Origin of the sequence: Terrabacter sp. GCM10028922 (assembly GCF_042666095.1) — a bacterium.
Classification (GTDB): Bacteria; Actinomycetota; Actinomycetes; order Actinomycetales; family Dermatophilaceae; genus Terrabacter.
In genome coordinates this window covers 102,350-128,409 of record NZ_JBHTFG010000023.1, presented here as the reverse complement: position 1 = coordinate 128,409, position 26,060 = coordinate 102,350, and the positions used below count along the sequence as shown (strand labels likewise).

Annotated in this window: 18 protein-coding genes; 9 read left to right on the top strand and 9 right to left on the bottom strand. The window is 71.3% G+C overall.

From position 1 onward, the window contains the following. The first annotated feature begins 40 nt into the window (after positions 1–40). The 7 genes from ACFQU3_RS17455 to ACFQU3_RS17425 all read left to right on the top strand — a co-directional run bounded on the left by ACFQU3_RS17455 (position 41) and on the right by ACFQU3_RS17425 (position 8,484). A complete protein-coding gene (locus ACFQU3_RS17455) occupies positions 41–1,753 on the top strand; it encodes a glycosyltransferase family 4 protein (RefSeq protein WP_385912051.1) in 1,713 nt (570 codons plus the stop codon). After that, positions 1,750–2,658, top strand: a complete 909-nt coding sequence (locus ACFQU3_RS17450) for an ABC transporter permease (RefSeq protein WP_385912049.1) — start codon at positions 1,750–1,752, stop codon at positions 2,656–2,658. Before ACFQU3_RS17455 ends, ACFQU3_RS17450 begins: the two co-directional genes overlap by 4 nt. Then, the gene (locus ACFQU3_RS17445; protein WP_385912047.1) at positions 2,645–3,427 is read left to right on the top strand and encodes an ABC transporter ATP-binding protein; all 783 of its coding nucleotides are present in this window, start codon (positions 2,645–2,647) and stop codon (positions 3,425–3,427) included. Before ACFQU3_RS17450 ends, ACFQU3_RS17445 begins: the two co-directional genes overlap by 14 nt. Beyond that, positions 3,424–4,662: a glycosyltransferase gene (locus ACFQU3_RS17440; RefSeq protein ID WP_385912045.1), complete on the top strand. Its 1,239-nt coding sequence runs from the start codon at positions 3,424–3,426 to the stop codon at positions 4,660–4,662. The genes ACFQU3_RS17445 and ACFQU3_RS17440 overlap by 4 nt, the downstream gene beginning before the upstream one ends. 61 nt (positions 4,663–4,723) lie before the next feature. After that, on the top strand, positions 4,724–5,983 hold the full coding sequence (wecC, locus tag ACFQU3_RS17435; protein WP_385912043.1) for a UDP-N-acetyl-D-mannosamine dehydrogenase: 1,260 nt from the start codon (positions 4,724–4,726) through the stop codon (positions 5,981–5,983). A 38-nt stretch (positions 5,984–6,021) separates the two neighbouring features. Next, positions 6,022–7,182 carry a non-hydrolyzing UDP-N-acetylglucosamine 2-epimerase gene (gene wecB, locus ACFQU3_RS17430; protein ID WP_385912729.1) on the top strand — a complete coding sequence of 387 codons (1,161 nt, stop codon included), beginning with the start codon at positions 6,022–6,024 and terminating at the stop codon, positions 7,180–7,182. Between the two features lie 18 nt (positions 7,183–7,200). Next, positions 7,201–8,484: a nucleotide sugar dehydrogenase gene (locus tag ACFQU3_RS17425; protein WP_385912041.1), complete on the top strand. Its 1,284-nt coding sequence runs from the start codon at positions 7,201–7,203 to the stop codon at positions 8,482–8,484. Positions 8,485–8,496: 12 nt separating this feature from the next. Here ACFQU3_RS17425 and ACFQU3_RS17420 read toward each other — a convergent pair whose 3' ends face one another. The 9 genes from ACFQU3_RS17420 to ACFQU3_RS17380 form a co-directional block, all read right to left on the bottom strand. Further along, a complete protein-coding gene (locus ACFQU3_RS17420; protein ID WP_385912039.1) occupies positions 8,497–9,270 on the bottom strand; it encodes an isocitrate lyase/phosphoenolpyruvate mutase family protein in 774 nt (257 codons plus the stop codon). A 264-nt stretch (positions 9,271–9,534) separates the two neighbouring features. Next, positions 9,535–14,490, bottom strand: a complete 4,956-nt coding sequence (locus ACFQU3_RS17415) for an ATP-dependent helicase (protein WP_385912038.1) — start codon at positions 14,488–14,490, stop codon at positions 9,535–9,537. A gap of 80 nt (positions 14,491–14,570) precedes the next feature. Continuing rightward, positions 14,571–15,671 carry a calcium:proton antiporter gene (locus tag ACFQU3_RS17410; protein ID WP_385912036.1) on the bottom strand — a complete coding sequence of 367 codons (1,101 nt, stop codon included), beginning with the start codon at positions 15,669–15,671 and terminating at the stop codon, positions 14,571–14,573. Between the two features lie 63 nt (positions 15,672–15,734). After that, the gene (locus ACFQU3_RS17405) at positions 15,735–17,015 is read right to left on the bottom strand and encodes an AGE family epimerase/isomerase (RefSeq protein WP_385912034.1); all 1,281 of its coding nucleotides are present in this window, start codon (positions 17,013–17,015) and stop codon (positions 15,735–15,737) included. A 1-nt stretch (position 17,016) separates the two neighbouring features. Then, positions 17,017–18,243: an ADP-dependent glucokinase/phosphofructokinase gene (locus tag ACFQU3_RS17400; protein WP_385912032.1), complete on the bottom strand. Its 1,227-nt coding sequence runs from the start codon at positions 18,241–18,243 to the stop codon at positions 17,017–17,019. Continuing rightward, on the bottom strand, positions 18,240–19,100 hold the full coding sequence (locus tag ACFQU3_RS17395; protein ID WP_385912030.1) for a ketose-bisphosphate aldolase: 861 nt from the start codon (positions 19,098–19,100) through the stop codon (positions 18,240–18,242). Before ACFQU3_RS17395 ends, ACFQU3_RS17400 begins: the two co-directional genes overlap by 4 nt. Positions 19,101–19,143: 43 nt before the next feature. Continuing rightward, positions 19,144–20,106: a carbohydrate ABC transporter permease gene (locus ACFQU3_RS17390; protein WP_385912029.1), complete on the bottom strand. Its 963-nt coding sequence runs from the start codon at positions 20,104–20,106 to the stop codon at positions 19,144–19,146. 2 nt (positions 20,107–20,108) lie between these two features. Next, positions 20,109–21,044 carry a carbohydrate ABC transporter permease gene (locus ACFQU3_RS17385; RefSeq protein ID WP_385912027.1) on the bottom strand — a complete coding sequence of 312 codons (936 nt, stop codon included), beginning with the start codon at positions 21,042–21,044 and terminating at the stop codon, positions 20,109–20,111. A gap of 54 nt (positions 21,045–21,098) precedes the next feature. After that, complete coding sequence (locus ACFQU3_RS17380) at positions 21,099–22,379, bottom strand: ABC transporter substrate-binding protein (RefSeq protein WP_385912025.1); 1,281 nt, start codon at positions 22,377–22,379, stop codon at positions 21,099–21,101. Positions 22,380–22,623: 244 nt separating this feature from the next. Here ACFQU3_RS17380 and ACFQU3_RS17375 point away from each other — a divergent pair, with 244 nt between their 5' ends. Together ACFQU3_RS17375 and ACFQU3_RS17370 are read left to right on the top strand one after the other, a co-directional pair. Beyond that, positions 22,624–23,436, top strand: coding sequence for a DeoR/GlpR family DNA-binding transcription regulator (locus tag ACFQU3_RS17375; protein ID WP_385912023.1), 813 nt, complete (start codon positions 22,624–22,626; stop codon positions 23,434–23,436). 37 nt (positions 23,437–23,473) lie between these two features. Further along, positions 23,474–26,023: a DEAD/DEAH box helicase gene (locus tag ACFQU3_RS17370; RefSeq protein ID WP_385912021.1), complete on the top strand. Its 2,550-nt coding sequence runs from the start codon at positions 23,474–23,476 to the stop codon at positions 26,021–26,023. The last annotated feature ends 37 nt before the right edge of the window (positions 26,024–26,060 follow it).

Below are 26,060 nucleotides of genomic sequence, written 5' to 3'. Positions count from 1 at the left end.
CCGAACAGTTGGTGACGTCCCGACCACGACGGCCCTGCTCGTGGCGAACCTCCCCCTCGCCGCCTGCGTGGCCCGCGCCCACCTGGCTCGCAACCCGTGGCAGGCGGTGTGGGTCGGTACGCGTGTCCTCCCCGCCGGCGTGCGGCGTGAGCTGAGTCTCCGCACCAGCGGCCCGCTCTCCGTCATCGCCGCCGCCGCGTCGGGCCAGCGCGAGCTCGCCCGACGCCGTCTCGCCGACGAGCTGCGCAGCGCCGGGCCGCGCCGGGCCCAGCACCTCCTCGCTGCGGCGGCCGCCACCGGTCAGTGGAGCGAGTCAGCCACGGGCACAGCGCAGCCCGAGCCGGTTCGCGGCAGCGCAGCGGCGTTCCTGGCTCACGCAGCCGGCGACGTCGGTGGTGCCCAGCGGGCGCTCGATGGCGTGCGCAACCCCCTCGCCCGCGCCCATCGACGTTGGCTCCAGGGTGAGCGCTCGGTCCTCACGGGCGCAGCCCTCGCCGGGCTGGACCGCCCGACGGTCGTCTCCCCGACCACGTCGACGCCCTCTGCCGTCGTCCACGTCGTCACGAACTCGCTGCCGGAGGTGCAGGCCGGCTACACCGTGCGCACGCAGGGACTCGTCGCGGCCCAGCGCGCGGCCGGGCTCGACGCCCACGTCTGCACGCCACCCGGCTTCCCCGTCGCGCAGGGCCACGTCGGCGCCGCGAGCCTCGCGACGCTCCAGGGTGTGCCCTACCACCGCGACCTGCGGGGTGGACGCCGTCTCGACCTGCCCGACCGCCACCTCGAGGCGTATGCCGCCACGGTCGTCTCGCTGGCCCGCGCGGTCGGCGCGGACGTCCTCCATGCGCACTCCAAGCACGTCAACGGTCAGGCCGCGCTCATCGCCGGGGAACGGCTCGGCCTGCCCGTCGTCTACGAGGCCCGGGGCTTCCTCGAGGACACGTGGCGCAGCCGCGGCGGTGACGTCACGAGCGACTTCTACCGCTGGACGCGTGCCACCGAGACCCGCTGCATGTCACTGGCTGCCGCCGTCGTCGTGCTGTCGGAGAGCATGCGCGACGACGTCGTCGCGCGTGGCGTGGACCGGTCGCGCATCCACGTCATCGGCAACTGCGTGCCCGACACCTACGTCACCGACCCCGTCGACGGGGCGGCCGTGCGCGCCGCCCTCGACATCGGCGCGGGCGACGTCGTCGTCGGCACCGTCTCGACCCTCAACGCGTACGAGGGCCTCGACGTGCTCGTCGAGGCGGGAGGTCTGCTCGACGACAGGCGTCTCATCGTGCTCGTCGTCGGCGACGGGCCCACCCACGACCGGCTCGCACGACGCGCGACCGAGCTGCGCCGGTCCGGTACGCGCACGCGGTTCGTCCTCACGGGGCGGGTGTCGCACGCCCGCACCCGCGAGCACCATGCCGCGATCGACGTCTTCTGCCTCCCGCGACGGGCGACACCCGTGACCGCCCTCGTGCCACCGCTCAAGCCTGTCGAGGCGATGGCGCTCGGCAGGCCGGTCGTCGTCACGGACCTGCCGCCGCTGCGCGAGCTCGTCGGCAGCGACCGCGGTCTCGTCGTGCCGCCCGACGACCCCGAACGGCTGGCGCAGGCACTGCGTGACCTCGTCGGCGACCCGGATCGGCGGGCGCGGCTCGGGGCCTGCGGACGCGACCACGTCGCGACGGGACGCACGTGGTCGGGGGCCGCGACGGCATACGAGCAGGTCTACGAGCAGGCGCGAACGGTGGCGGCATGACGAGGAGCAACGTGATGGACGGCGTGGACGAGCAGACCCTGCCGACGCGTCTCACACCGGAGCAGGCCGCAGCACTGGCCCGCGGTGGCGGGCTCGAGGAGCTCGGGGTGCGGCCGCGGCTCGGCGGCTACGTGCGTGAGGTCTGGGGCTACCGCCACCTCGTCTGGCACCTGTCGTCGGCGCAGGCCTGGGCCGCGAACCAGAACAACTACCTCGGGCAGCTGTGGGCGGTCATCAACCCGCTCCTGCTCGTCGGCTCCTACTACCTCATCTTCGGGCTCCTGCTGAAGACGCGCGGCGGCACCGAGAACTACATCGCGTTCCTGACCATCGGCATCTTCGTCTTCGGCTACTCGGCGACAGCCATCATCGCCGGCTCGCGGGCCGTCGTCGGACAGATCGGGCTCGTCCGCGCGCTGCGCTTCCCGCGGGCGGTGCTGCCGATCTCGGTGACGCTGACGCAGCTGCTCGTCAACGTGCCGGCCTTCGCGGTGCTCCTCATCATGATCCCGCTGACCGGCGAGCCGTTCTCGCTTCACTGGCTGCTCTTCCCGGTCGCGCTGCTGCTCCAGACGCTCATCAACCTCGGGCTCGCGTTCTTCCTGGCCCGCATCGTCAACGCCGCTCGCGACTCGTCGAACCTCGTGCCCGTCGGCGTGCGCCTGGCGCGCTACGTGTCAGGCGTCTTCTTCTCCATCCCGCACTACGCCGGGCACGGGCTGGTCAGCGCGCTGCTGCTCTACCAACCGCTCGCCGTGAGCATGACGACGGCGCGCGAGGCGCTCATGGACCAGTACGCCCTGACGTGGGGCAGCTGGGTCGCGGCCGCGGCCTGGGGAGTCGGGCTCTGCGCCGCCGGGCTCGTCTTCTTCTGGCGCGGGGAGGGTCGCTATGGCAGCAACTGAGGCACGTCCGAGCGTCGTCTGCTCGGACCTCGACATCGTCTACACCGTCTTCGGCGCGAAGAGGAAGGGCACCGACACGGGCGGCGACCTGCCCTTCGTCGAGCGGCTGCTGACGAAGAGGAACCCCGTCAGCTCCGTCCGCAAGGTCCACGCCGTGAAGAAGGTGTCGTTCGCCGTGCGCCACGGTGAGGCCGTCGGCATCATCGGCCGCAACGGGTCGGGCAAGAGCACCCTGCTGCGCGCCATCGCCGGTCTCATCCCGCCGACGAGCGGCCGTGTCTGGGCGGCCGGGCGACCGTCGCTGCTCGGCGTCAACGCCGTGCTCCTCACCGGGCTCACCGGCTCGAAGAACGTCATGATCGGCGGCCTCGCCCTCGGGCTCACCCCGCGACAGGTCCGCGAGCGCTACGACGACATCGTCGAGTTCTCCGGCATCGGCGACTTCGTCGACCTCCCGATGAGCGCGTACTCCTCGGGCATGGGGGCGCGGCTGCGCTTCGCCATCTCGACGGCCGCGGCACCCGACATCCTCATGATCGACGAGGCCCTCGCGACGGGCGACGCGGAGTTCCAGGCACGCAGCCGCGAGCGCATCGCCGAGATCCGGCGCGACGCGTCGACCGTCTTCCTCGTCAGCCACAGCAACACGGCGATCCGCGAGTCGTGCGACCGGGTCCTGTGGATGGACCAGGGCAGGCTCGTCATGGACGGTCCGACCGAGGACGTCGTCCGCGCGTACGAGCAGTCGCACAGGAAGGCCACGGCGTGAGCCCCGACGCACCCCTGCGCGCCCTCGTCATCACCGTGGTCCACCACCCGGAGGACGCGCGCATCCGGCACCGCCAGATCGGCGCGCTCCTCGACGCCGGTCTCCGGGTGACGTATGCCGCCCCCTTCGCGGCGCACGGCGTCGACCTCCCCGACGTGCCGGGGCTGCGTCCCGTCGACCTGCCCCACGCCGTCGCGCGCAGCCGCGGTGAGGCGTTCCGCGCGGCACGGCGGCTGCTCGCGCACGAGGCAGCCGACCATGACGTGGTGCTCGTCCATGACCCCGAGATCGTCGCTGCCGCAGCAGGACTCGGCCTCGACAACCTCGTGTGGGACGTCCACGAGGACACGGCCGCAGCCATCGAGGCCAAGCCGTGGGTGCCGCAGCGGGCGCGCGCTTCCCTCGCCCGTGCGGCGCGGGCGATCGAGCGGCACGCCGAGCGGCGCCACGACCTCATCCTCGCGGAGTACGCGTACGCCGACCGTTTCGAACGCGAGCACGTCGTCGTGCCCAACACGGTGCGCGTGCCCGGCACGGTGGAGCCGCCCGGCGGGTCGCGCGCCGTCTACCTCGGGTCGCTGACGATGGCCCGTGGCGCAGCGACCCTCCTGCAGGCCGGCCGGCTGCTCACCGTCGCGACGCGCGGCGAGGTGAAGGTCGAGATCATCGGTGCGGCCCGCGACTCGCGCACCGCCGAGACGCTGACCTGGGGCGTCAAGCGCGGGCACGTCGTGCACCACGGTTTCGTGCCGAGCGCCCGGGCCCTGCCGATGCTCGACGGCGCGCTCGCAGGCCTCTCCCTGCTCGAGGACCGGCCGAACTACCGGCACTCGATGCCGACGAAGGTCATCGAGTACATGGCCCACGGCCTGCCCGTCGTGACGACCCCATTGCCGCTCGCCGCCGACCTCGTCGAGACGGCCGGCTGCGGCATCGTCGTTCCGTTCGACGACGCCGAGGCCACGGCCACGGCACTCATCGAGCTCTCGCGCGACCGCGAGCGCCGCGAGGCCATGGGACGCGCCGGGCACGCGTACGTCCGGGAGCACTACGACTGGAACGTCATCGGCCACGACTTCGTACGCCACGTGACCGACCTCGCGCGGCGCCGACGCGGAGAGGCGACGGGAACCTCGGCCCTCCCCCAACACGTCGACGAACCCGCGCCGCGACGCACCGGCAGCACCGGCAGCACCGGCAGCACCGCCTGGGAACGCCGCGGCCTCGCCGTCTGAGCCGCACAACGCCTTCCCCCACCCATCCCTCACCACCCCCAAGCACCCGGGAGATCCATCCATGTTCGACGACGGAATCGCCGTCATCGGCCTCGGCTACATCGGCCTGCCCACCTGCGCCGCCCTGACGAACCAGGGCCTGCGCGTGACGGGCGTCGACGTCGACGAGCGCACCGTGTCCGAGATCAACGCCGGACGCGTGCCCATCGTCGAGCCGAACCTCGACGTCGCGATCGCGACCGCCGTCGCCGACGGGCTGCTCACTGCGACGACGACGATGCCGCACGCGTCCGTCTACCTCATCGCCGTTCCGACCCCTTTCACCGGCGACCACGAACCGGACCTGCGCCACGTCCGCTCGGCGACCGAGGCGATCGCGCCGATGCTGCGCGGCGGCGAGGTCGTCATCCTCGAGTCGACGTCACCCCCGGGAACGACGGAGCTGGTCTCCTCGTGGATCTCGGACCTGCGCCCCGACCTCAAGCTGCCCCACCAGGGCGGCATCTCCGACGTGCACCTCGCGCACTGCCCCGAGCGGGTGCTGCCCGGGCGGATCATGGTCGAGATCTTCTCGAACGACCGCATCGTCGGCGGGCTCTCGCCCGAGTGCGCGCTGCGTGCCGCAGAGGTCTACCGGACGTTCGTGACGGGCGAGATCATCCTCACCGACGCCAAGTCGGCCGAGATGTCGAAACTGACCGAGAACGCGTTCCGTGACGTCAACATCGCCTTCGCCAACGAGCTCGCCGAGATCTGCGAGCACGTCGGGCTCGACGTCTGGGAGGTCATCTCGATGGCCAACCACCACCCTCGCGTCAACATCCTCCAGCCGGGGCCGGGGGTCGGCGGTCACTGCATCGCCGTCGACCCGTGGTTCATCGTCGCAGCCGCGCCCCAGCAGGCCAAGATCATCCGCGCGGCCCGCGAGACGAACGACGCCCGCCCGCGCACCGTGCTGGGCAAGGTGGCCGACGCACTCACGTTCGTCCAGGACCGTGAGGGCGTCACGCCCACCGTCGCGTGCCTCGGCCTGGCGTTCAAGGCCGACATCGACGACCTGCGCGAGTCCCCCGCCCTGTCCATCACCGAGACCCTTGCGGCCGAGAACCCCGACGTGCGCGTGCTCGCCGTCGAGCCCCACGTCGACACCCTGCCGGCGGGCCTCGCCGCCCTGCCCAACGTCGAGCTCGCCGCGACGGCGCAGGCGATCCGCGAGGCCGACGTCGTCGTGCTGCTCGTCGACCATGCGGCGTTCCGCTCGATCAGCCTGGGCGACCTACGCGGGCGCGAGCTGGTCGACACTCGCGGCCTCTGGCGCTGAAGGAGATTCGTACCGTGACCTCAACCCAGCACCGAGTCATGACCGTCTACGGCACTCGTCCCGAGGCCATCAAGATGGCGCCTCTCGTCGCAGCGCTCGAGGCCGACGAGCGGGTCGAGCCGATCGTCGCCGTGACGGGCCAGCACCGCGAGATGCTCGACCAGGTCAACGCCCTCTTCGGCATCGTTCCGACGCACGACCTCGACCTCATGGCGCCCGGCGCGACCCTCGCGCAGATCACCGCGCGCACCGTGCTCGCCACCTCGGACCTGCTCCGGCGGACGCGTCCCGACGTCGTCGTCGTGCAGGGCGACACGACGACCGTCCTCGCGACCGGGTTGGCCGCCTTCTACGAGCACATTCCCGTGGTGCACCTCGAGGCCGGACTGCGCACCGGTGACGTGCGCTCGCCCTTCCCGGAGGAGGCGAACCGCCGGCTGACGGCGCCGCTCGCCGACCTGCACCTCGCTCCGACGGCGACGTCCAGGGCCAACCTCGTCCGCGAGTCGGTCGATGCGGCACGGGTGCCCGTCACCGGCAACACCGTCATCGACGCGCTTCACTGGACCACTGCGCAGCCGGTCGAGTTCGCCGATCGGCGAGTGGCCGCCGTCGTGGACGAGGCCGGGTCCGGCCGCGACCTGCTGCTCGTCACGTCGCACCGGCGCGAGTCCTGGGGACCGCGGATGGCCGAGACGATGACGGCGGTGCGCGACCTCGCCCGCGACCGGCCTGACCTGCAGGTGCTGCTGCCGATGCACCGCAACCCGGTCGTCCGGGAGGTCATCGAGCCGCTTCTCGGCCGGCTCGACAACGTGCTGCTCACCGAGCCGCTCGACTACCACCAGTTCGCCCACGCCCTCGCCTGCGCGACGGTTGTGCTCACCGACTCGGGCGGCGTCCAGGAGGAGGCGCCGAGCCTCGGCAAACCCGTGCTCGTCATGCGCGACACGACCGAGCGGCCGGAGGCCGTCGAGGCCGGCACCGTTCGGCTCGTCGGCACCCATGGTGCCACGATCCGCGCGGCCGTCGACGAGCTGCTCGACGACCCCGAGGCCTATGCGGACATGGCCAACGCCGTCAATCCGTACGGCGACGGGCGGGCGGCCGAGCGGTGTGTCGCAGCCATCGCCGAGCTGCTGGGCATCGGGCACCGCGCACCGGACTTCGACCCGGCGGCCGAGCGTGTCCGGGTCTGAGCCCCGTTGGCAACCACGGTGACTCGCCGACGGTACGACGTTGTCGTCGTCGGTCTCGGCTACGTCGGGCTGCCCCTTGCCGAGGCCGCGGTGCACTCCGGCCTCGTCGTCGCTGGGCTCGACACGAGCGCGGCCACCGTGGCCGACCTCGCGGCCGGGCGCTCGCACGTCGACGACCTGTCCGACGACGACGTCGCGAAGATGGTGGTGTCCGGCTTCGACCCGACGACGGACGCCAGGTGCCTGGCCGACACGTCGACCGTCGTCGTCTGCGTGCCGACTCCACTGAGCCCCGACGGCGGGCCCGACCTCGCCGCCGTGAGGGCGTCGGTCACCACCCTCGCCGAGCACCTCGTGCCCGGCACGCTCGTCGTCCTCGAGTCGACGACGTACCCGGGGACGACCGACGAGGTGGTCCGCCCGATCCTCGAGACGAGCGGCCTGCGGGCGGGAGTCGACTTCCACCTCGCCTTCTCGCCGGAGCGCGTCGACCCGGGCAACGCGGTCTACGGCATCCGGAACACCCCGAAGGTCGTCGGTGGCCACACGCCCGCGTGCACGGAGGCCGCCTCGTCGTTCTATGCGCTCTTCGTCGACACTGTGGTGCCGACGCGCGGCACCCGGGAGGCGGAGACGGCGAAGCTGCTCGAGAACACCTACCGGCACATCAACATCGCCCTCGTCAACGAGATGGCCCGCTTCTGCCACGACCTCGACATCGACCTGTGGGAGGTCATCGAGGCGGCGCGGACCAAGCCCTTCGGTTTCCAGGCCTTCTACCCGGGGCCCGGGGTCGGAGGCCACTGCATCCCGATCGACCCGAACTACCTGTCGCACAACGTGCGCACCCGGCTCGGCTACCCCTTCCGGTTCGTCGAGCTCGCGCAGGAGATCAACGCTGCCATGCCCGCCTATGTCGTGCGCCGCGTGCTGGACGCGCTCAACGAGGACGGGAGGGCGCTGCGCGGCGCGAAGGTGCTGCTGCTCGGAGTGACCTACAAGGCCGACATCGCCGACCAGCGCGAGTCGCCCGCGGTGCCGGTCGGGCGGCGACTCCTCGAGCAGGGCGCCGACCTCGCGTTCCACGACCCTCTCATCGGCCGGTGGGACGAGCTCGCCGACGAGCTCGGTGAGGCTGCGACGTCGGTGCCGGACCTGCTCGCTGCCGTTGCCGACGCCGACATCGTGGTCCTGCTCCAGCACCACCGGGCCTATGACGTCGACGACCTCGCTGACTGGGCGAGGCGCTTCCTCGACACCCGCGGCGTCGTGACGCCGAGCTCGCACGCCGAGCGCCTCTGACGTCGAGGGCGCTCAGTTGAGGCGGCGAGTGCCTTCGGGCAGCGCGCCGCCGCCCTGGACGCCCTCGACGAAGGTGGCCAGCGCGGTGAGTGCGACGTTCTGGCTCCACGGGCCGTAGGAGACACGCGCGACGCCGAGGCGCTGGAGCGTCTCGAGCGGCAACGAGCCCGGCACGCCGATGACGTTGACCTTCTGGGGACCGAGCTCCTCGACGAGCCGTGTGACCGTGGGTTCGTCGAGCCGGCCCGGCACGAAGAACGTCGACGCGCCCGCCTCGAGATAGGCCCGTCCGCGCTCGATCGCGTCGGCGAGCACGTCGGCCGGGTCGCGGTCGCCAGCCCTGAGGAAGGCGTCGGTGCGGGCGTTGAGGACGAAGGGGATCCCCGCCCGCTCGCCGGCAGCGACGGCGGCGTCGACGGCACGGACCGCGTCCGGCAGGGGCGCCAGCTGGTCCTCGAGGTTGGCGCCGACGACGCCCACGTCGATGGCCCGGCTCACGGTCTCTCCCGCGTCGCCGTAGCCGGCCTCGAGGTCCGCGGTGACCGGCAGGTCGACAGCCGTGGCGATGCGCCCGACGGCTTCGATCATGAGGTCGCGCGGAATCTGCTCTCCGTCCGGGTAGCCGTAGGACGCGGCGATGGAGTGGCTCGCGGTGGCCAGCGCCTTCGTGCCCGGCACGTCGGCGACGACGCGTGCGGTGACGACGTCCCACACGTTGACCAGCAGCAGCAGCTCCGGCTCGGAGTGCAACCGCTGCAGCTCGTGCGCCTTCTCGGTGATGTCCATGCGGGCGGATCCTCTCGGTGGGGTGGCCCCCAACGATGCCGTATGCGCAGCCGCACTACGTCACTGCTCCACCCCACGCAACAGTGACGTAGCCGCCACACCCCCACCGCCCACGCACGACCACCCCACGCGCTACGTCACTGCTCCACCCCACGCAACAGTGACGTAGCCGCCACACCCCCACCGCCCACGCACGACCACCCCACGCGCTACGACACTGCTCCGCCCGACGCAGCAGTGACGTGGCGGGCTGCGCGACTGCGGTCAGCGGCGCAGGCGCAGGCCGCGCGGCGTCATGTGGAAGCCGGCGTTCGAGAGCGCGTGCACGAGCGGATGGCCGGAGCCGAGGAGCGAGGCGCCGTCAGCCTTCTCGACGGTGAGCCGACCGAGAGCTCCCTCGCGCACGGCGAGCGCCAGCGCGTCGGCGGCGGCCTGGAGCCGCTCCGGGTCGTCGGACCAGCAGAGCATCGTCTTGCCGCCCCGTTCGACGTAGAGCACGAGGTCGCCGTCGACGAGGACGACGAGGGCGCCTGCCTTGCGACCGGGCTGGTGGCCCTTCCGACGTGCCGAGCCCTTCGCGTCGTCACCGGCGGATGCGTCGGCGGCGCCGTCCGCCGAGGGATCGGTGACTCCGCGCTCGGGCCAGGCGATGGCGGCACCGTACGGGTTCGCAGGGTCGCTCGCGGCCAGGACGAGCGCAGGGGGCCCGTTGCGCTGATCGCCTCCTCGCGCGCGACCCGGCGAGCGCCCGGCGGGCGCCGCAGCCGGGCTCGGCGAGAGCCACTCGTCGCCCTGGCTCGGGTCCACGCGGCGTCCGCCGCGGTCTCCGGAACCGCCCTCATCGCCGGCCGCACCGAGAAGCCGTGACATGGACCGGAGCCGGTCCACAGCGCCTGTCGAGGCGAACTGCGACGCCCCCAGGCCCTCGACGAAGTAGCCGCGGCGCACTTTGCCGGCCTCCTCCGCGGCAGCGAGCACGCGATAGACAGCCGCGAAGCCGCCGGGCACGTCCTCCATCGCGACAGACCCTCTGGTCAGGACGCCGTAGCGGTCGAGGAGGAGCTCGGCGTTCGTCACGGCGCGCACCGTGGGGTCGGTCTCGGCCGGGGGAAGCACGGTCCAGCGCCCCACTCCCGTCGACGGACCGGACCCTACGGCTCGCCCGGCAGCGAGAGCCTTCGACGTGGCGGCGTCCTCGGCAGCCTCGACCTGGGCCGAGCTCGTGCCCCCGAGCGGCCCACGCAGCGACCCGAACCGGCCGAGGGAGCCGCGCCGGCCGGCGTACCTCGTGGAGCGAGGACCGGAGGTGGCGCGCTTGTGGGCGGTGCGCCCCCCGGCGAGCAGAGCCCGCAACGGCGCAATGGTGTCGTTGGTGAGACGCCCGGCCCACAGCAGCGACCACAACGCCTCGTTGAGCTCGGTGTCACCGAGGCCGACGCGGGTGGACAGAGCCCGGAAGAAGTACGCGCCGCCGCCCTCGAGCGCGTCGAGCACGGCCCGCTCGTCGTCCGAGAGCGGGGTGGGCTCGGGCGGTGTCAGGGTCAGGTGGGCGGAGTCGGCGAGGTGCAGACTGACCCAGCCGTCGTCGCCGGGCAGGGAGCCGTGGCCCCGCCAGACGACCTCGCCCGAGCTCATCACCTCGTCGAGCAGGGCGGAGCGGTAGTCGGCGACCCGAGCAGGCAGGACGAGGGACTCGAGGGCGCTCGCGGGCACCTGGGCGCCGGTCAGCTGCTCGACGGCGCGCAGCAGCCCCTCTCGTCCGCGCAGCCCACCACCGACGCCCTGCCACTGCGGGAGGAACCGGGCGAGGTCGGCCTGCGCCACGGGCTCGACCTCGTGCCGCAGCGCGGCCAGCGACCGGCGTCGGAGCAGGCGCAGCACCTCGGCGTCGCAGAACTCGGGGCCGTGCCCACCACCGTTCTCGGTCGGCAGCAGCTCACCCTCGACGACGCGACCGGTCGACGTGAGCCGCCGCAGCGCGTCGTGCACCACGGCCGGACCGACGCCCCACCAGGCGGCGACGGTCTGCACGGCGAACGGCCCGTGCGTGCGTGCGAAGCGCGCGACGAGATCGGCGAGCGGGTCGGGCACGGACTCGAGGAATGCCTGCGGCACGCCGACAGGCAGCGCCGTGCCGAGGGCGTCGCGAAGCCTGGCGGCGTCCTCGATCGCGGCCCAGCGGTCGTCGCCGGCGATGCGAACCGCGATGACTCGACGGGCCGCCTCGAGCTCGGTGAGGGCAGCCTCGACGGCGGCCGGCTCGAAACCCTCGGCCGCCCGCGCGACGACGTCGCGCAGGGACAGAGGTCCCAGCACGCGCACCAGGTCTGCGACGTCCTCGGCATCGCGCGCGCCGCGCTCGGGCGTGAGCCGCTGGAGCTCGGCCTCCGTGCGGGCGACGGCCTCGGGGTCGAGCAGGTCGCGCAGTGCGAGCGCCTCGCCCTGGCCGAGCAGCTCGGACAGGAGCGACGGGTCGAGCGCGAGGGCCGCGGCGCGCCGCTCGGCCAGCGGCGAGTCACCCTCGTAGAGGTACTGCGCGACGTAGCCGAAGACGAGCGACTTCGCGAAGGGGCTCGGCTGGCTCGACTCGACGTCGACGACCTTGACCGAGCGCGACCGGATGTCGGTCATCAGCTCGACGAGGCCCGGCACGTCGAAGACGTCCTGGACGCACTCGCGCACGGCCTCGAGGACGATGGGGAACGACGGGTACTGGCTCGCGACCTCGAGCAGCTGCGCCGCCCGCTGGCGCTGCTGCCACAGCGGCTGGCGCCGGTCGGGCCTGCGGCGGGGCAGGAGCAGCGCACGCGCCGCACACTCCCTGAACCGCGCTGCGAAGAGGGCCGACCCGCCGATCTCCTGCGTGACGAGCTCGCTCACCTCCTCGGGCTCGAGGGTCACGAGCTCGACGAGCTGCTGGCCGACCGCAGCGCCTGCTGACGACTCGTCGAACTCGAGGTCGGGCAGCCGCAGGACGATGCCGTCGTCGCCGTGCATGGCCTGGACGTCGATGCCGAAGCGCTCGCGCATGCGCGCCGCGATGCTCAGCGCCCACGGCGCGTGGACCTGCCCACCGAACGGCGAGAGCACCGCGACCCGCCAGTCGCCGATCTCGTCACGGAAGCGCTCGACGACGATGGTGCGGTCGTCGGGGACGTGCAGGGTCGCCTCCTTCTGCTCGGTGAGGTAGCCGATGAGGTTGTCGGCCGCCCACTCGTCGAGGCCGGCCGCCGTCACCCGCTCGCGTGCCCGCTCGGGGCTCAGCCCGACGATCTCGCGCACGAACGCGCCGAGCGCGCGGCCGAGCTCGGCGGGGCGGCCCTGCTGGTCGCCCTTCCAGAAGGGCAGCCGCCCGGCCAGGCCCGGGGCAGGCGTGACGAGAACGCGGTCGTGCGTGATGTCCTCGATGCGCCAGGACGACGTGCCGAGGGTGAAGACGTCGCCGACGCGAGACTCGTAGACCATCTCCTCGTCGAGCTCGCCGACCCGGCGACCGGGCCCCTCCCCGGAGGCGAGGAACACGGCATACAACCCCCGGTCCGGGATGGTGCCGCCGCTCGTCACGGCGAGGCGTTGGGCTCCCCGACGGCCGGTGAGGGTGTCGGTGACGCGGTCCCAGACGATGCGGGGCCGCAGCTCGGCGAACTCGTCGGAGGGGTAGCGGCCGGCCAGCATGTCGAGCGTCGCCTCGAGCACCGAGCGCGGCAGCGCCGCGAAGCTCGCCGCCCGCTGCACGAGCGCCTCGACGTCGGCGACGCTCCATTCGTCCATGGCACACATCGCGACGACCTGCTGGGCGAGGACGTCGACGGGGTTGGCGGGGATGCGCAGCGACTCGATGGCTCCGGCGCGCATGCGCTCGACGACGACGGCGGTCTGCACGAGGTCGCCGCGGAACTTCGGGAAGAGCACGCCCTGGCTGACGGCCCCGACCTGGTGGCCGGCACGGCCGACGCGCTGGAGGCCGCTCGCGACGCTCGGCGGGCTCTCGACCTGGATGACGAGGTCGACGGCGCCCATGTCGATGCCGAGCTCGAGGCTGCTCGTCGCCACGACGGCCGGCAGGCGCCCGGCCTTGAGGTCCTCCTCGATGGCCGCGCGGTGCTCCTTGCTCACCGAGCCGTGGTGCGCCCGGGCGAGCACGGCCGGCGCGCCTCGCGAGGCGCCCGACTGCGCCATGATCTGCGCGGGCGGGTGCGTCGCCGCGGCGAGACTCGGCACGGGAAGGTCTGCCTCCTCGGCGAGCCGCTGCTCCCAGATCTCGTTGAGCCGCGACGTCAGCCGCTCGGCGAGGCGCCGCGAGTTGGCGAAGACGAGGGTGGACCGGTGCTCGGCGATGAGGTCGACGATGCGCTCCTCGACATGCGGCCAGATGCTCGCCTGCGGTGCCTGGCCCGCCGCCGGCCCGGACAGGTCGGGCACCCCCGGCGCGATCTCGGCAGGTGATCCGGCGAGCTCGGCCATGTCGGGCACGGGAACGACGACGTCGAGCTGCCACTGCTTCGTCGACTCGGGCTGCACGATCTCGACCGGCCGCCCGCCGGCCAGATAGCGCGCAACCTCCTCGACGGGACGCACGGTCGCCGAGAGCCCGACGCGTTGTGCGGGGGTCTCGAGCAAGGCGTCGAGACGTTCGAGGCTGAGCGCGAGGTGCGCGCCACGCTTCGTGCCGGCGACGGCGTGCACCTCGTCGACGATGACGGTCTCGATGCCGGCCAGCGCCTCGCGCACCGACGACGTGAGCATGAGGAAGAGCGACTCGGGCGTCGTGATGAGGATGTCGGTCGGCGTGCGCGCGAACGCCCGGCGCTCGTTGGCCGGGGTGTCGCCCGAGCGGACGCTGACGCCGATGGTGGGCTCGGGGACCCCGAGTCGCGTCGCCGCGTGGCCGATGCCGACGAGCGGCGCGCGGAGGTTGCGCTCGACGTCGACGGCAAGGGCCTTCATCGGTGAGACGTAGAGGACGCGACACCGTTTGAGCCGCTCCTCGGGCACCGGCTCGCTCGCCATCCTGTCGATGGCCCACAGGAAGGCCGACAGCGTCTTGCCCGAGCCGGTGGGAGCGACGACGACGCAGTGGTGGCCCGAGCTGATCGCGTCCCACGCGCCCTCCTGCGCCGTCGTGGGCGCGTTGAAGCTGCTCCGGAACCACTCGGCGGTCGCCGGAGAGAAACGGTCGAGCACATCGGCTCGCCGGTCGTCGGATCTGCCCTTCGCCATCAGGGCCAGCCTGCCATCCCGCACCGACACGGCGAGGCGCTCGCGAGGAGGAAGGTCACCCGAGCGTCCGGTGCGTCAGCTCAGGGATGGGCAGCGAGGAAGACGTAGGCCGCGAGCAGCACGAGGTGCAGCCCGCCCTGCAGTCTGGTGGCCCGGCCCGGCACGACCGTGAGCACGGCCACGACGACCGTGAGAACGAGCAGCACGAGCTGGGTCGCGCCGAGTCCGAGGGCCAGGGGTCCGGTCAGCCAGATCGAGGCGACCGCGATGGCCGGGATCGTGAGGCCGATGCTGGCGATGCCGGACCCGAGCGCGAGGTTGAGACTGGTCTGGGTTCGGCCGCGACGCGCTGCGCGGACCGCCGCCAGCGTCTCCGGCGCGAGCACGAGCAGGGCGATGACGACACCGACGAAGGACGCCGGCAGCCCGAGGGCCGCCACCGCCGACTCGATGGCGGGCGACTCGACCTTGGCCAGCCCGACGACCGCGACGAGCGAGACGACGAGCAGGCCCAGGCTGACCAGGGCCTGTTGTCTCGTCGGCGGCGAGGCGTGCTCGTCCTCGTCGAGGATCGCCCCGTCCGCTCCGACGGGCAGGAAGAAGTCGCGGTGCCGCTTGGTCTGGGTGAGGATGAACATCGCGTAGAGCGCGACCGACGCCACCGCCGCGAACGTGAGCTGGGCTCCCGTGAACCGCGGGCCCGGCTCACCCAGCGTGAAGCTGGGCAGCACGAGGCACGTCGCGGAGAGGACCGCGACCGTCGCCAGTGCTCCACCCGTGCCTTCGGCATTGAAGTGCGCGAAGCCGAATCGCTTGGCACTGATGAAGATCGACAGCCCGAGGATGCCGTTGCACGTGATCATGACGGCTGCGAAGACCGTGTCGCGCGCGAGCGTCGCGGCCTTGTCCCCACCCGAGGTCATCAGGGTCACGATGAGGCCCACCTCGATGATCGTCACGGCCACCGCGAGGGCGATGGAGCCGTACGGCTCCCCGAGCCGATGTGCGACGACCTCGGCGTGGTGGACCGCAGCGAGCACGGCTGACCCGAGGATGACCGCCACGACGACCACGACGATCCCGCCGAGGTCACGCCCCCACGTCGCGACCAGCGCGATGATGGCCACGACGGGCGCGATGGTCGTCCAGGGAGTCCGGGCGGCGGTCGTCGTCTCGGTCATGGGCCCAGTGTCTCGTATCCGACACAGTGGACCATCGCCGATGCCTGCTCGGGGGCGGGCGCTCTACGCGATCGGCAGGCCGTGGTCGCGCGCCGCGACCGTCAGGAACGGCCACACCGGCAGCAGCGGCCCGAGGTAGGCGCCCGCGGCGTGGTAGACGTCGGGACGCCCGGGCCAGACGGAGCAACCCTCGCGGAAGTCCTCGTCGAGCTCGTTGACCCAGCTGCCGGTGGGGTCGACGAAGTGCGCGGCGGCGTGGTCCCAGAGCCTGCGGTACCACTGCTCCCACTCGCGGTCGCCGGTCAGGGCGCGCAGTGACGCGGTGGCCTGGATGCCCTCGCAGATGGGCCAGTGCAGGCGAACGGTCGACACCGGTCGGCCGTGCCAGTCGACCGTGTAGACGAGGCCCTCACGGCCGTCGACGCCCCATACCCCGAGGGCGCTGCGCGTCAGCGCGATGGCGGCCTCGAGCACCCAGTCAGGGGTGACGACGCGCGGCGACGCGTGCAGCCCGCAGAGCAGCCGCGCCCACTCGAGCGAGTGTCCACAGGTCGCACCGTAGGGCCGGAACGGGTGGTTGGGGTCGTCGATGTTGTAGTCGGGCAGCTCGGTCCAGTCGGCGTCGAAGTGCTCCGGCAGGAGCCACCCGCGGACGCGGGCATGGCCGTCGATGAGCCGCTCGCAGATGCGCAGTGCGCGCTGGTGCCAGAGGTTCTCGTCGAGCGCGTCGCCGAGAGCGAGGAACGCCTCGACGGCGTGCATGTTGGCGTTGGCACCGCGGTACGGCTCGGGGTCGCCCCACGTCGCGTCGAACGACTCGCGCAGCGCCCCGGCCTCCTCGTCCCAGAAGCGCTCCTCGACGAGACGCGCGGCCTCGGCGGCGAGCTCGGCCCCACCCCGCGCTCCGGCCGCAAGCGCCGAGCTGGCCGCAAGGATGACGTGGACGTGCTCGTATGCCGTCTTGCGGCCGTCGCGAGCCAGCGTGCCGAACCAGCCGCCAGCCTCCGCGTCATGGAAGGGGCCGTCGAGCGAGGCGAGGCCGTGCGCGAGCAGCCTTCCGGCACCGGGGATCCCGAGGGCGGAGGCCAGCCCGGCGACGTGCGTCATCCGGGCGGTGAGCAGCAGGCTCGGCTCCGTGCCGGGCATGGGCGAGCCGTCCCCGGCAAGGTAGGCGAAGCCGCCGTCGGGCAGGACGCTCGGCTGCACGAACTCGACCATCCGGCTGAAACGGTGGGCCGCCCAGGCCCGGTGGGTCGGCCGCTCGACCCACGGCACGTCGATGGCGAGGTCCGCGCTCGGCGCGGACGCGGTCGCGACGGTCTCGGTCGGGACTGTCGCGGTCATGTCAGTGGCCCCTTCGGGAGACGGCGGTGCGGATGGTCGAGGAGGCGGCGCACTCGGCGAGGAAGCCGCCGACGAACGTGTCGCCGAGGCCCACGGTGGTCGGGGTCGCGACCTCGAGCGTGGGCACCGGGGCGCACGCGACGCGGCTGCCGCCCAGCACGGCCAGGCCGGCGGCGAAGCGGGCAGTGTCCGCGTCCAGCGGTGCCGCGCGTACGGAGCGGACGTCCGCGTCGGTCGCGGACGACCCGTACGCGTACCGCGCAGTGGCGACGGCCACCCCCGTCGCGAGGGCCGGGGCGACGTGCGAGGCGGCCGCCCCGACGGCGAGCGCCCAGTGACGCGAGTGGACGACGAGGACCGGCACGTCCACGCGAGCGGCGACGGTGGTCACGGCGTCGAGGACGTCGGCGGCGTCGAGCGGGTCGACGTCGCGTCCGAGCACGGCCCCGAGCTCCTCGTCGCTGAGGCTGTAGACGTCGACGAGCCGCACCATGTGCGACCGGGCGACGTCGGCGAGCTCCGGCTCGTGGAACCCGGCGTCCTCGTAGTAGACGAGCCCGTCGCGGCGTGCCGCCCCGATGCACACCTCGATGTGGTCGAGGCGCTCGCGCAGCTCGGGCACGGTCCGGATCGCGTTCAGCCCCGAGACGAGGAACACCGACGCGTCGGCCACGGACGCGGCGAGGCCGTCGCTCAGCGCGAGCCGCTCGTTGGCCGGGTCGTTGACGTAGATGAGCCGGTTGGCCCGTGGCGCAACGAGATCGAGCCGTTCGGTGCGGATGCGGGCACCGGAGGGGTACTGCACGATGAGGTGCGGGTACGTCGCCTCGTCCGTGTCGGCGACCAGGTATGCCGTGCCCTCCGGGAGGAGGCGGCGCACCTCGTCGTCGACGAAGGAGAGATGCACGACGGACGAGGTGCCGAGGCCGCGCATGGCCCTCGCGGCCCGCACGCACGTGCCGCCGAGCGACGTCACGCCGTCGAACCGGTCGCTGAACCGCGTGATGACCGCGGGCTCGTCGACGCGCCGCTCGCCGCCGGCGCCCCGGCCCAGGTAGCCGAGGACCGAGGCGACGAGGTCGCGCTCGGTGCGGATCGGACCGACCGCCACGAGGTCGTCGGGGCCGATCCCGTGGTGCTCGGCCAGCTCGGCGAGCACCACGGGGTCCCACGTGACCTCACGGTCGACCGCCGCCCCGAAACCGAGGACGACAGCTGGAGTGCTCAATACAGGGCAGCCTTCCCGGTGGCGTTGAACAGCTCGATCTTGTGAGCGGCGACGACCTTCATCGCGTCGATGCACGGCGGCTGGATCGAGTTGGGCTCACGGAGCTTCGTGTCGGCCAGCACCTGACGCATCTTGTCGTGGTAGGCGACCTTGATGTCGCTGCTGATGTTGATCTTGGCGATGCCGTGGGCGACGGACTTGGCGATCTCCTCGTCGGGGTTGCCGGACCCGCCGTGCAGCACGAGCGGCACGGAGACGGCGGCCTCGATCTGCTCGAGGAGGTCGAGCTTGATCTCCGGCTTCATCCAGTCGGGGTAGAGGCCGTGGCACGTGCCGATGGCGACGGCGAGGCTGTCGACGCCGGTCTGGGCGACGAAGCGGACGGCATCCTCCGGGTCGGTGTAGATGATCGAGTCGGTGCCGGCCTCCGCCTCGTCGTCCGTCTTGCCGATCGTGCCGAGCTCGGCCTCGACGCTGACGTCCACGGCGTGGGCGGTGTCGGCGACCCGCCTGGAGATCGCGACGTTCTCGTCGTAGGGCTTGAGCGACGCGTCGATCATCACCGAGGTGAACCCGAGCTGGATCGCCCGCAGTGCCTCCTCGTACGTCGCGCCGTGGTCCCAGTGGATCGCGACAGGAACGGTCGCGCGCCGCGCCCGGCTGATCGCGGAGCTGAGGAAGTCGGAGCCGACGTGGCTGACCTCGTCGGGGTGGATCGCGATGATGAGGGGCGACTCGGTCTCCTCGCTGATCTCGAAGATGCCCTTCATCATGGCGTGGTCGCTGATGTTGAAGGCCGGCACGGCGAAGTGGTTCTCGCGCGCGACCTGAAGGAGCTTGACTCCGTTGACGAGCATGGGGGTGCGTCTTTCTCTCGGGATTTGGTGTGGTGCCGTGTGTTCAGCTCTTGACCGCACCGGCCGTCATGCCGCCGATGAAGAACTTCTGGAAGAACACGAAGAGGACCAGGACCGGGATGCTCCCGAGCACGCTCATCGCCATCATCTCGCTCCACTCGTAGGAGTGCTGTCCCATGAGGAGCTGGATGCCGATCGGCACGGTGCGCATGTTGTCGGTCCGGGTGAGGGTGAGCGCGAAGAGGTACTCGTTCCACGCGATCATGAAGGTGTAGACGGCGACCGAGACGATGCCCGGCAGCGAGATGGGCACGAGGATGCGCCAGAGCGCACCGAAGCTCGACGTGCCGTCGACACGGGCCGCCTCGTCGAGCTCGCGCGGCAGGGTGTTGAAGTAGCCGGTCATCATGACGATGGCGTACGGCAGCGTGAACACCATGTAGGTGAGGATCAGGCCCTGGTAGCTGTTGTAGAGCCGCAGCGCGACGATGAGGCCGAAGTACGGGATGAGCAGCGTGATCGGCGGCACGGCCTGGATGCCGACGATGACGACGTTGACGGCCGCCTTGCCGCGGAACTCGTAGCGGCTGAACGCGTAGGCCGCGAGGATCGCGACGAAGAGCGTCAGCACGGTGACCGAGATCGCGACGATGTAGCTGTTGGCGAAGAAGCGCAGCTTGACCGGGTCGGTGAAGACGGAGCTGTAGGCCGCGAAGGAGAAGTTGTCGGTGACGAGCCTCGGCGGCCACGCGAAGATCTCGGAGTTGTCCTTGAAGGAGCTCGACACCATCCAGAGGATCGGCAGGCCTGCGAAGCAGGCGCCCAGGAGCAGGCCGACGAACGCGCCGGTGCGCAGGAGCAGTCGCTTCGTCCGTGCCGACAGGCGGCGGACGGGTGCGCCGGGCACGTCGGCCACGACCGGACGCGTGGGCGTCGACGCCGCGGAGGGCGCGACGTGCGTCGCGGGCCGCGACGAGCTGGCCGGCGTGAGAGTGGGGTTCGTCATGGTCAGTCCCTCGCTCGCTGCTGTCGGACGTAGAACACGGCGAGCACGAGCGCGACGACGAGCATGATGACCGCGCTGGCCGAGGCCTGGGCGAACTGGTACTCGCTGAAGGCGAGCTTGTACGTGTAGGTGCTGAGCATCTCCGTGCGGTCGAGCGGCCCGCCGCCCGTCGTCATCCAGATGAGCGGGAACTGCTGCGAGGTCCAGATGACGTCGAGCAGCGCCATGCTGATGATGATCGGGCGCAGCGACGGCAGGGTGACGTGGACGAAGCGGCGCCACCACGAGGCGCCGTCGACGGCCGCGGCCTCGTACAGGTCGGACGAGATGCCCTGGAGCCCGGCGAGCAGGCTCACCATGAAGAACGGGTAGCCGGCCCAGATGTTGATGAGCGTGACGGCCGGCAGCGCGAGGTTCAGCTCGGAGAGCCAGGCGACGGGTCCGTCGATGAGGCCGACGGACTGGAGGCTGTAGTTGACGACACCGTTCGGGTCGAGCAGCAGCCGCCAGAGGATCGCGATGATCGCGACCGTGAGCAGCCACGGCATCACGAAGATCGTGCGGAAGACCGTCTTGGTGCGCCGGCCGAGCAGCGTGGAGTTGAGCAGCATCGCGAAGCCGAGGCCGAGGAGCAGGTGCGCGAGGACGCTCACGCCCGTGAAGACGGCGGTGTTCCGGGCCGCGGTGCGAAAGAGCGGGTCGGCGAAGATCGTCACGTAGTTCTTGAGGCCGACCAGGACCGAGGTCGGGCTGATGATGACGTTGTCGAAGACGGAGTACCGGATGACGACCGCGATCGGCAGGATCATCAGGACGAGCATGAGGGCCGCGACCGGGGCGAGGTAGCCGTACGGTGCGAGCCGCTTCGCGAGCGGTGCGCGTCGACGGCCTGCCACCGGTGTGGGCGCGATCGGTGTGGTGAGAGTGGGTGCGGACATGGGTGCCTCCCGGGGCGGGGCGGGCCGGCGTGTGGCCCGCCCCGCCGTCAGCGGTCAGAACTTGGACGACCAGTCGGCCTGGACGTTGGTCAGCGAGGTCTGGATCGGCTGGTTGTTGGCGAGGGTCTCCTGCAGCTGCACGTCGAAGCTGCGCATCAGGTCCTCCGCGGTCGGCAGGCCGGTGAACTCGTTGGCCGGCACGCCCTTGTTCCAGATGTCGAAGGCGGTCTTGAACATCGCGTCGGACTTCACGAAGTCAGGCACCGACTGCGTGTTGCCCGGGAAGGCGTTCGCGATCGACGAGAGCTTGGAGTTGACCTCCTTGCTCATGAGGTACTGCACGAGCTTGAAAGCCTCGGCCTTGTGGGGGCTCGTGTCGGAGACGCCGATGCCCCACGACGCGTACGGCATACCGCGCTTGCCGGTGTAGCCGTCCTCGGACGGGATCGCCGAGATGCTGAACTTCAGCTTCGGGTTGTTCTCACGGATCAGGTTGATGTGCGCCAGCGAGTCGATCATCATGCCGACGCGGCCGTTGGTGAACTGCTCGACCTTGTCCTGCTCCTTCATCGTCAGGGCGCCGGGCGCGATGGCCTTGGCGTCCCACAGCTGCTTGACGAAGGTGACGACGCCCGTGACCGCGGCGTTGGTGACGTCGGGCTTGCCGTCCTTGAGCATCGAGCCGCCGGACGCCCAGGCCCACGACATGACGTCGTTCTGGATGCCGTTGGGGGCGTCCTGCGCGAGCGGGAGCACCCAGCCATAGGCGCCGTTGCCCGTCGCCGTGACCTTCTTGGCGGCCTGGAGGAACTCGGTACGCGTGGCCGGAGGTGCGTTGACGCCGGCCTTGGCGAGCAGCTCGTCGTTGCTGAACATCGGGTAGACGAAGTTGACGACCGGGATCATGTAGGTCTGGCCGCCGACCTTGATCTGGCTGGCGAGCTGGGAGTCGTCGTAGCCCGACTCCTTGATGAGGCCGGTGATGTCGGCGATCGCCTTCTGCTTGGCGAAGTCGCTGACCCAGGCGCCGTCGAGGCCGACGACGTCGGCGAGCGTCTTCGAGGCCGCCCCTGCGACGGTCTGCTGCTGGGTCGAGGCGTACGGGGCGCTGATGAGGTTCACCTTGACGCCCGGGTTGGCCTTCTCGAAGTCATCCATGATGGCGCGCAGGGCGCCCTTCGGCAGCTCCGGCTCCCACCACTGGGAGAACTCGAGCACCACCGAGCCGTCGGCGGCCGTCTTGCTGTCGTTGCCCGCGGCGTTGCCGATCGGGGAGCCCTCACCGCCACCGCATGCCGCTACGACGCTGAGCGCCGCGACCGTGCCGGCCACCATCACCAAACGTGAAGCACCACTCTGTGCTCGCATCACTGCTCCGATCCTGACTGCGTTGCCTGCATGTAGATGCTGTTTCTTGCCCCTTAGTGCGAGATTAGACAGGCTCAACAGGCGCGGTCAAGGCGTTTCGCGGATGTTCCTGCATGTTTTCGGGGTGTGAGACGCGCTCAGCAGCACTAAGACGTAGAAAAAGGCACGGAGAAGCACCGTGGACGCACCGTCTCGCCGTATGCTCCACGCCATGGACGACGACTCGACCCAGCTGCCGGCGAGCCGCAAGGCCGCCGTCGTGGCGATCGTGACCGAGGCGGGACAGGTCACCGTCCAGGCCCTTGCCGACCGGCTCGGTGTCTCGGCCGACACGATCCGGCGCGACCTCGACCAGCTCGACGGCGAAGGACTCGTCAAGCGCACCCGCGGCGGCGCCGTCGACCCGACGCGGATGCCGCGCATGGACCCCAGCCTCAACACGCGCATCCAGGTGCACCCCGCCGCCAAGGAGAAGATCGGCGCCATCGCGGCCGGCCTCGTCACCGACGGTGACGTCCTCATCATCAACGCCGGCACGACGGCTCTAGCCCTCGCCCGACACCTGCGCCAGCACCGCGGCCTGACCATCGCGACGAACAACCTGCGCCTGCCGGCCGAGGTGCCACAGAAGTGCCTGCGCGACCTCTACGTCTTCGGCGGCGACGTGAGCCTCGTCGCGCAGGCCACGATCGGCCCGGTCGCGTTCCCCGTCTCCCTCGGGGGGCGCGACATGGACATCCGCTGCGACCTCGCCCTCGTCACCGTCGGCGGCGTGTCGCTCGACGGCTACTTCACCGGCAACCTCGCGGAGGCGGCCATGATGCGCAAGATGCTCGAACGGGCGAGCAACGTCGCGATCCTCGCCGACTCGTCGAAGATCGACCGGCGGCTCTTCGTCCAGGTCGCCGAGCTCGGGGCGGCCGACTGGTTCGTCACCGACAAGGAGCCCCCCGCCGAGCTCGCCACGGCCCTGCGGCGCAGCAACGTCGAGGTCCTCTGGACCCCGCCGACCGACAAGGAGTGACGATTCGGCCGGGGACGCAGCCCGGCGGCATACTCCTGTGGTGACGAAGAACCTCAGCGAGCGCATTCCGCGGGACCCCGATCCCGAACGCCTCTACGAGGTCTTCACCGACTGGACCGACGAGCGCGGCCTCACGCTCTACCCGCACCAGGAGGAGGCGTTCCTCGAGGTGCTGAGCGGCAGCAACCTCATCCTGTCGACGCCGACGGGCTCCGGGAAGTCGCTCGTGGCCACCGCGGCACACTTCACGGCGCTCGCCGAGGACCGCGTCTCCTTCTACACGGCGCCGATCAAGGCGCTCGTCTCCGAGAAGTTCTTCGCGCTCTGCGAGCAGTTCGGCGCCGACAACGTCGGCATGATCACGGGCGACGCGTCGGTCAACGCCGACGCCCCGATCATCTGCTGCACCGCCGAGATCCTCGCCAACCTCGCTCTGCGCGAAGGCAGCTCGGCCGACATCGGCCTCGTCGTCATGGACGAGTTCCACTTCTACTCCGAGCCCGACCGGGGCTGGGCGTGGCAGGTGCCGATCCTCGAGCTGCCGCAGGCCCAGTTCGTGCTCATGTCGGCCACCCTCGGCGACGTGACGATGTTCCGCGACGACCTGACCCGGCGCACCGGCCGCTCGACGGCCGTCATCACCGGCACCGAGCGCCCCGTACCCCTCGAGTTCTCGTATGCCGTGACGCCCCTCCACGAGACCATCGAGGAGCTGCTGGAGAAGGACCGCGCACCCGTCTACGTCGTCCACTTCACGCAGGCGGCGGCGCTCGAGCGAGCACAGAGCCTCATGGCGGTGAAGATCACGACGCGCGACGAGCGCGAGGCGATCGCCGATCGGATCGGCGGGTTCCGCTTCGGCGCCGGCTTCGGCCGCACCCTGTCGCGGCTCGTCCGGCACGGCATCGGCGTCCACCACGCCGGGATGCTGCCGAAGTACCGCCGCCTCGTCGAGCAGCTCGCGCAGGACGGCCTGCTCAAGGTCATCTGCGGCACCGACACGCTCGGCGTCGGCATCAACGTGCCGATCCGCACGGTGCTGCTCACCGGCCTGACGAAGTTCGACGGCACGAAGCAGCGGCTCCTCAAGGCCCGCGAGTTCCACCAGATCGTCGGCCGCGCCGGGCGGGCCGGGTTCGACGCACGAGGCTGGGTCGTCGCTCAGGCTCCCGAGCACGTCATCGACAACCTCCGCGCCGTCGAGAAGGCGGGCGACGACCCGAAGAAGCAGCGGAAGGTCCAACGCAAGAAGGCGCCGGACGGGTTCGTCGGCTGGTCGGAGGAGACGTTCGAACGGCTCATCGTCGCCGAGCCGGAGCCGCTCCAGCCGCGGTTGCGCGTGTCGCACTCGATGCTGGTCAACCTTCTTGCGCGAGAGGGGAACCCGGTTGCGCACGCCGTCAGGCTGTTCTCCGACAACCACCACGAGAGCAAGGACCAGCGCCGTCTCCAGCGCCACGCGCTCGTGCTTGCGAAGGAGCTGCTGACCTCCGGCGTCGTCGAGCGGCTCACGACGGTGGAGGACTCTGGCCGCCGGCACGCGCTGACCATCGACCTCCAGCGCGACTTCGCCCTCAACCAGCCGCTCGCGCCGTTCGCGCTCGCGGTCATGGACACGCTCGACCCCGAGTCGGACACGTACGCGAAGGATCTCGTCTCGGTCATCGAGGCGATCCTCGAGGACCCCCGTCAGGTGCTGTGGGCCCAGGAGTTCAAGGCACGCGGCGAGGCCGTCGCCGCGATGAAGCTCGACGGCGTCGAGTACGAGGAGCGGATGGAGCGGCTCGAGGAGGTCAGCTGGCCCAAGCCGCTCGCCGACCTGCTCGAGGTCACCCTCGCGGCCTACCGGCAGTCCCACCCCTGGATCTCGCAGGACTCGCTGTCGCCGAAGTCGGTCGTCCGGGAGATGTACGAGCGGGGCATGACGTTCAACGAGTTCGTCTCGTACTACGGCCTGTCCCGGTCCGAGGGCCTCGTGCTGCGCTACCTCACCGACGCGTACCGAGCCCTGCGGCGGACCGTCCCGGAGTCGCACCGTACGGAAGAGCTCGAGGACGTCATCGAGTGGCTCGGGGAGCTCGTGCGCCAGACCGACTCGAGCCTGCTCGACGAGTGGGAGGACCTCGTCAACCCGTCGCAGGCCGTGGTCCAGCAGGCTGACGTCGCCCCACCCGCACGCCCGCTCACCGCGAACGAACGCGCGTTCACCGTCATGGTCCGCAACGCGATGTTCCACCGCGTGGAGCTGGCCGCCCGCGACGAGTGGGAGGCGCTCGGCGACCTGGAGGCGCGTGTCGCCGAGCTGACGGACCCACCCCAGAAGGTCGTCATGGACGCCGACACGTGGAACGAGTCCCTCGGTGCCTACTACGACGACCACGACGCGATCGCGACCGACCAGGGCGCCCGCTCCCCCGCGCTGCTCCAGGTCGAGCGGACCTCCACCGAGTGGCGGCTGCGTCAGGTCGTCGTCGACCCCGACGACGACCGCGACTGGGGCATCACGGCGGTCGTCGACCTCGCGGCGAGCGACGACGTCGGAGCCGCCGTGCTCACGGTGACCGCCTTCGAGCGCCTGGGCGGCTGACCCGCGTGACGTGACGAGGCAAGGTCGCGGTCGGGTC

What these genes read in the sequence shown, in the direction of transcription:
- ACFQU3_RS17450 (WP_385912049.1), top strand. Translation starts at nt 1,750, where the DNA reads ATGACGAGGAGCAACGTGATGGACGGCGTGGACGAGCAGACCCTGCCG.
- ACFQU3_RS17445 (WP_385912047.1), top strand. Translation starts at nt 2,645, where the DNA reads ATGGCAGCAACTGAGGCACGTCCGAGCGTCGTCTGCTCGGACCTCGAC.
- wecC (WP_385912043.1), top strand. Translation starts at nt 4,724, where the DNA reads ATGTTCGACGACGGAATCGCCGTCATCGGCCTCGGCTACATCGGCCTG.
- wecB (WP_385912729.1), top strand. Translation starts at nt 6,022, where the DNA reads ATGACCGTCTACGGCACTCGTCCCGAGGCCATCAAGATGGCGCCTCTC.
- ACFQU3_RS17420 (WP_385912039.1), bottom strand. Translation starts at nt 9,270, where the DNA reads ATGGACATCACCGAGAAGGCGCACGAGCTGCAGCGGTTGCACTCCGAG.
- ACFQU3_RS17415 (WP_385912038.1), bottom strand. Translation starts at nt 14,490, where the DNA reads ATGGCGAAGGGCAGATCCGACGACCGGCGAGCCGATGTGCTCGACCGT.
- ACFQU3_RS17410 (WP_385912036.1), bottom strand. Translation starts at nt 15,671, where the DNA reads ATGACCGAGACGACGACCGCCGCCCGGACTCCCTGGACGACCATCGCG.
- ACFQU3_RS17405 (WP_385912034.1), bottom strand. Translation starts at nt 17,015, where the DNA reads ATGACCGCGACAGTCCCGACCGAGACCGTCGCGACCGCGTCCGCGCCG.
- ACFQU3_RS17395 (WP_385912030.1), bottom strand. Translation starts at nt 19,100, where the DNA reads ATGCTCGTCAACGGAGTCAAGCTCCTTCAGGTCGCGCGCGAGAACCAC.
- ACFQU3_RS17390 (WP_385912029.1), bottom strand. Translation starts at nt 20,106, where the DNA reads ATGACGAACCCCACTCTCACGCCGGCCAGCTCGTCGCGGCCCGCGACG.
- ACFQU3_RS17385 (WP_385912027.1), bottom strand. Translation starts at nt 21,044, where the DNA reads ATGTCCGCACCCACTCTCACCACACCGATCGCGCCCACACCGGTGGCA.
- ACFQU3_RS17380 (WP_385912025.1), bottom strand. Translation starts at nt 22,379, where the DNA reads ATGGTGGCCGGCACGGTCGCGGCGCTCAGCGTCGTAGCGGCATGCGGT.
- ACFQU3_RS17375 (WP_385912023.1), top strand. Translation starts at nt 22,624, where the DNA reads ATGGACGACGACTCGACCCAGCTGCCGGCGAGCCGCAAGGCCGCCGTC.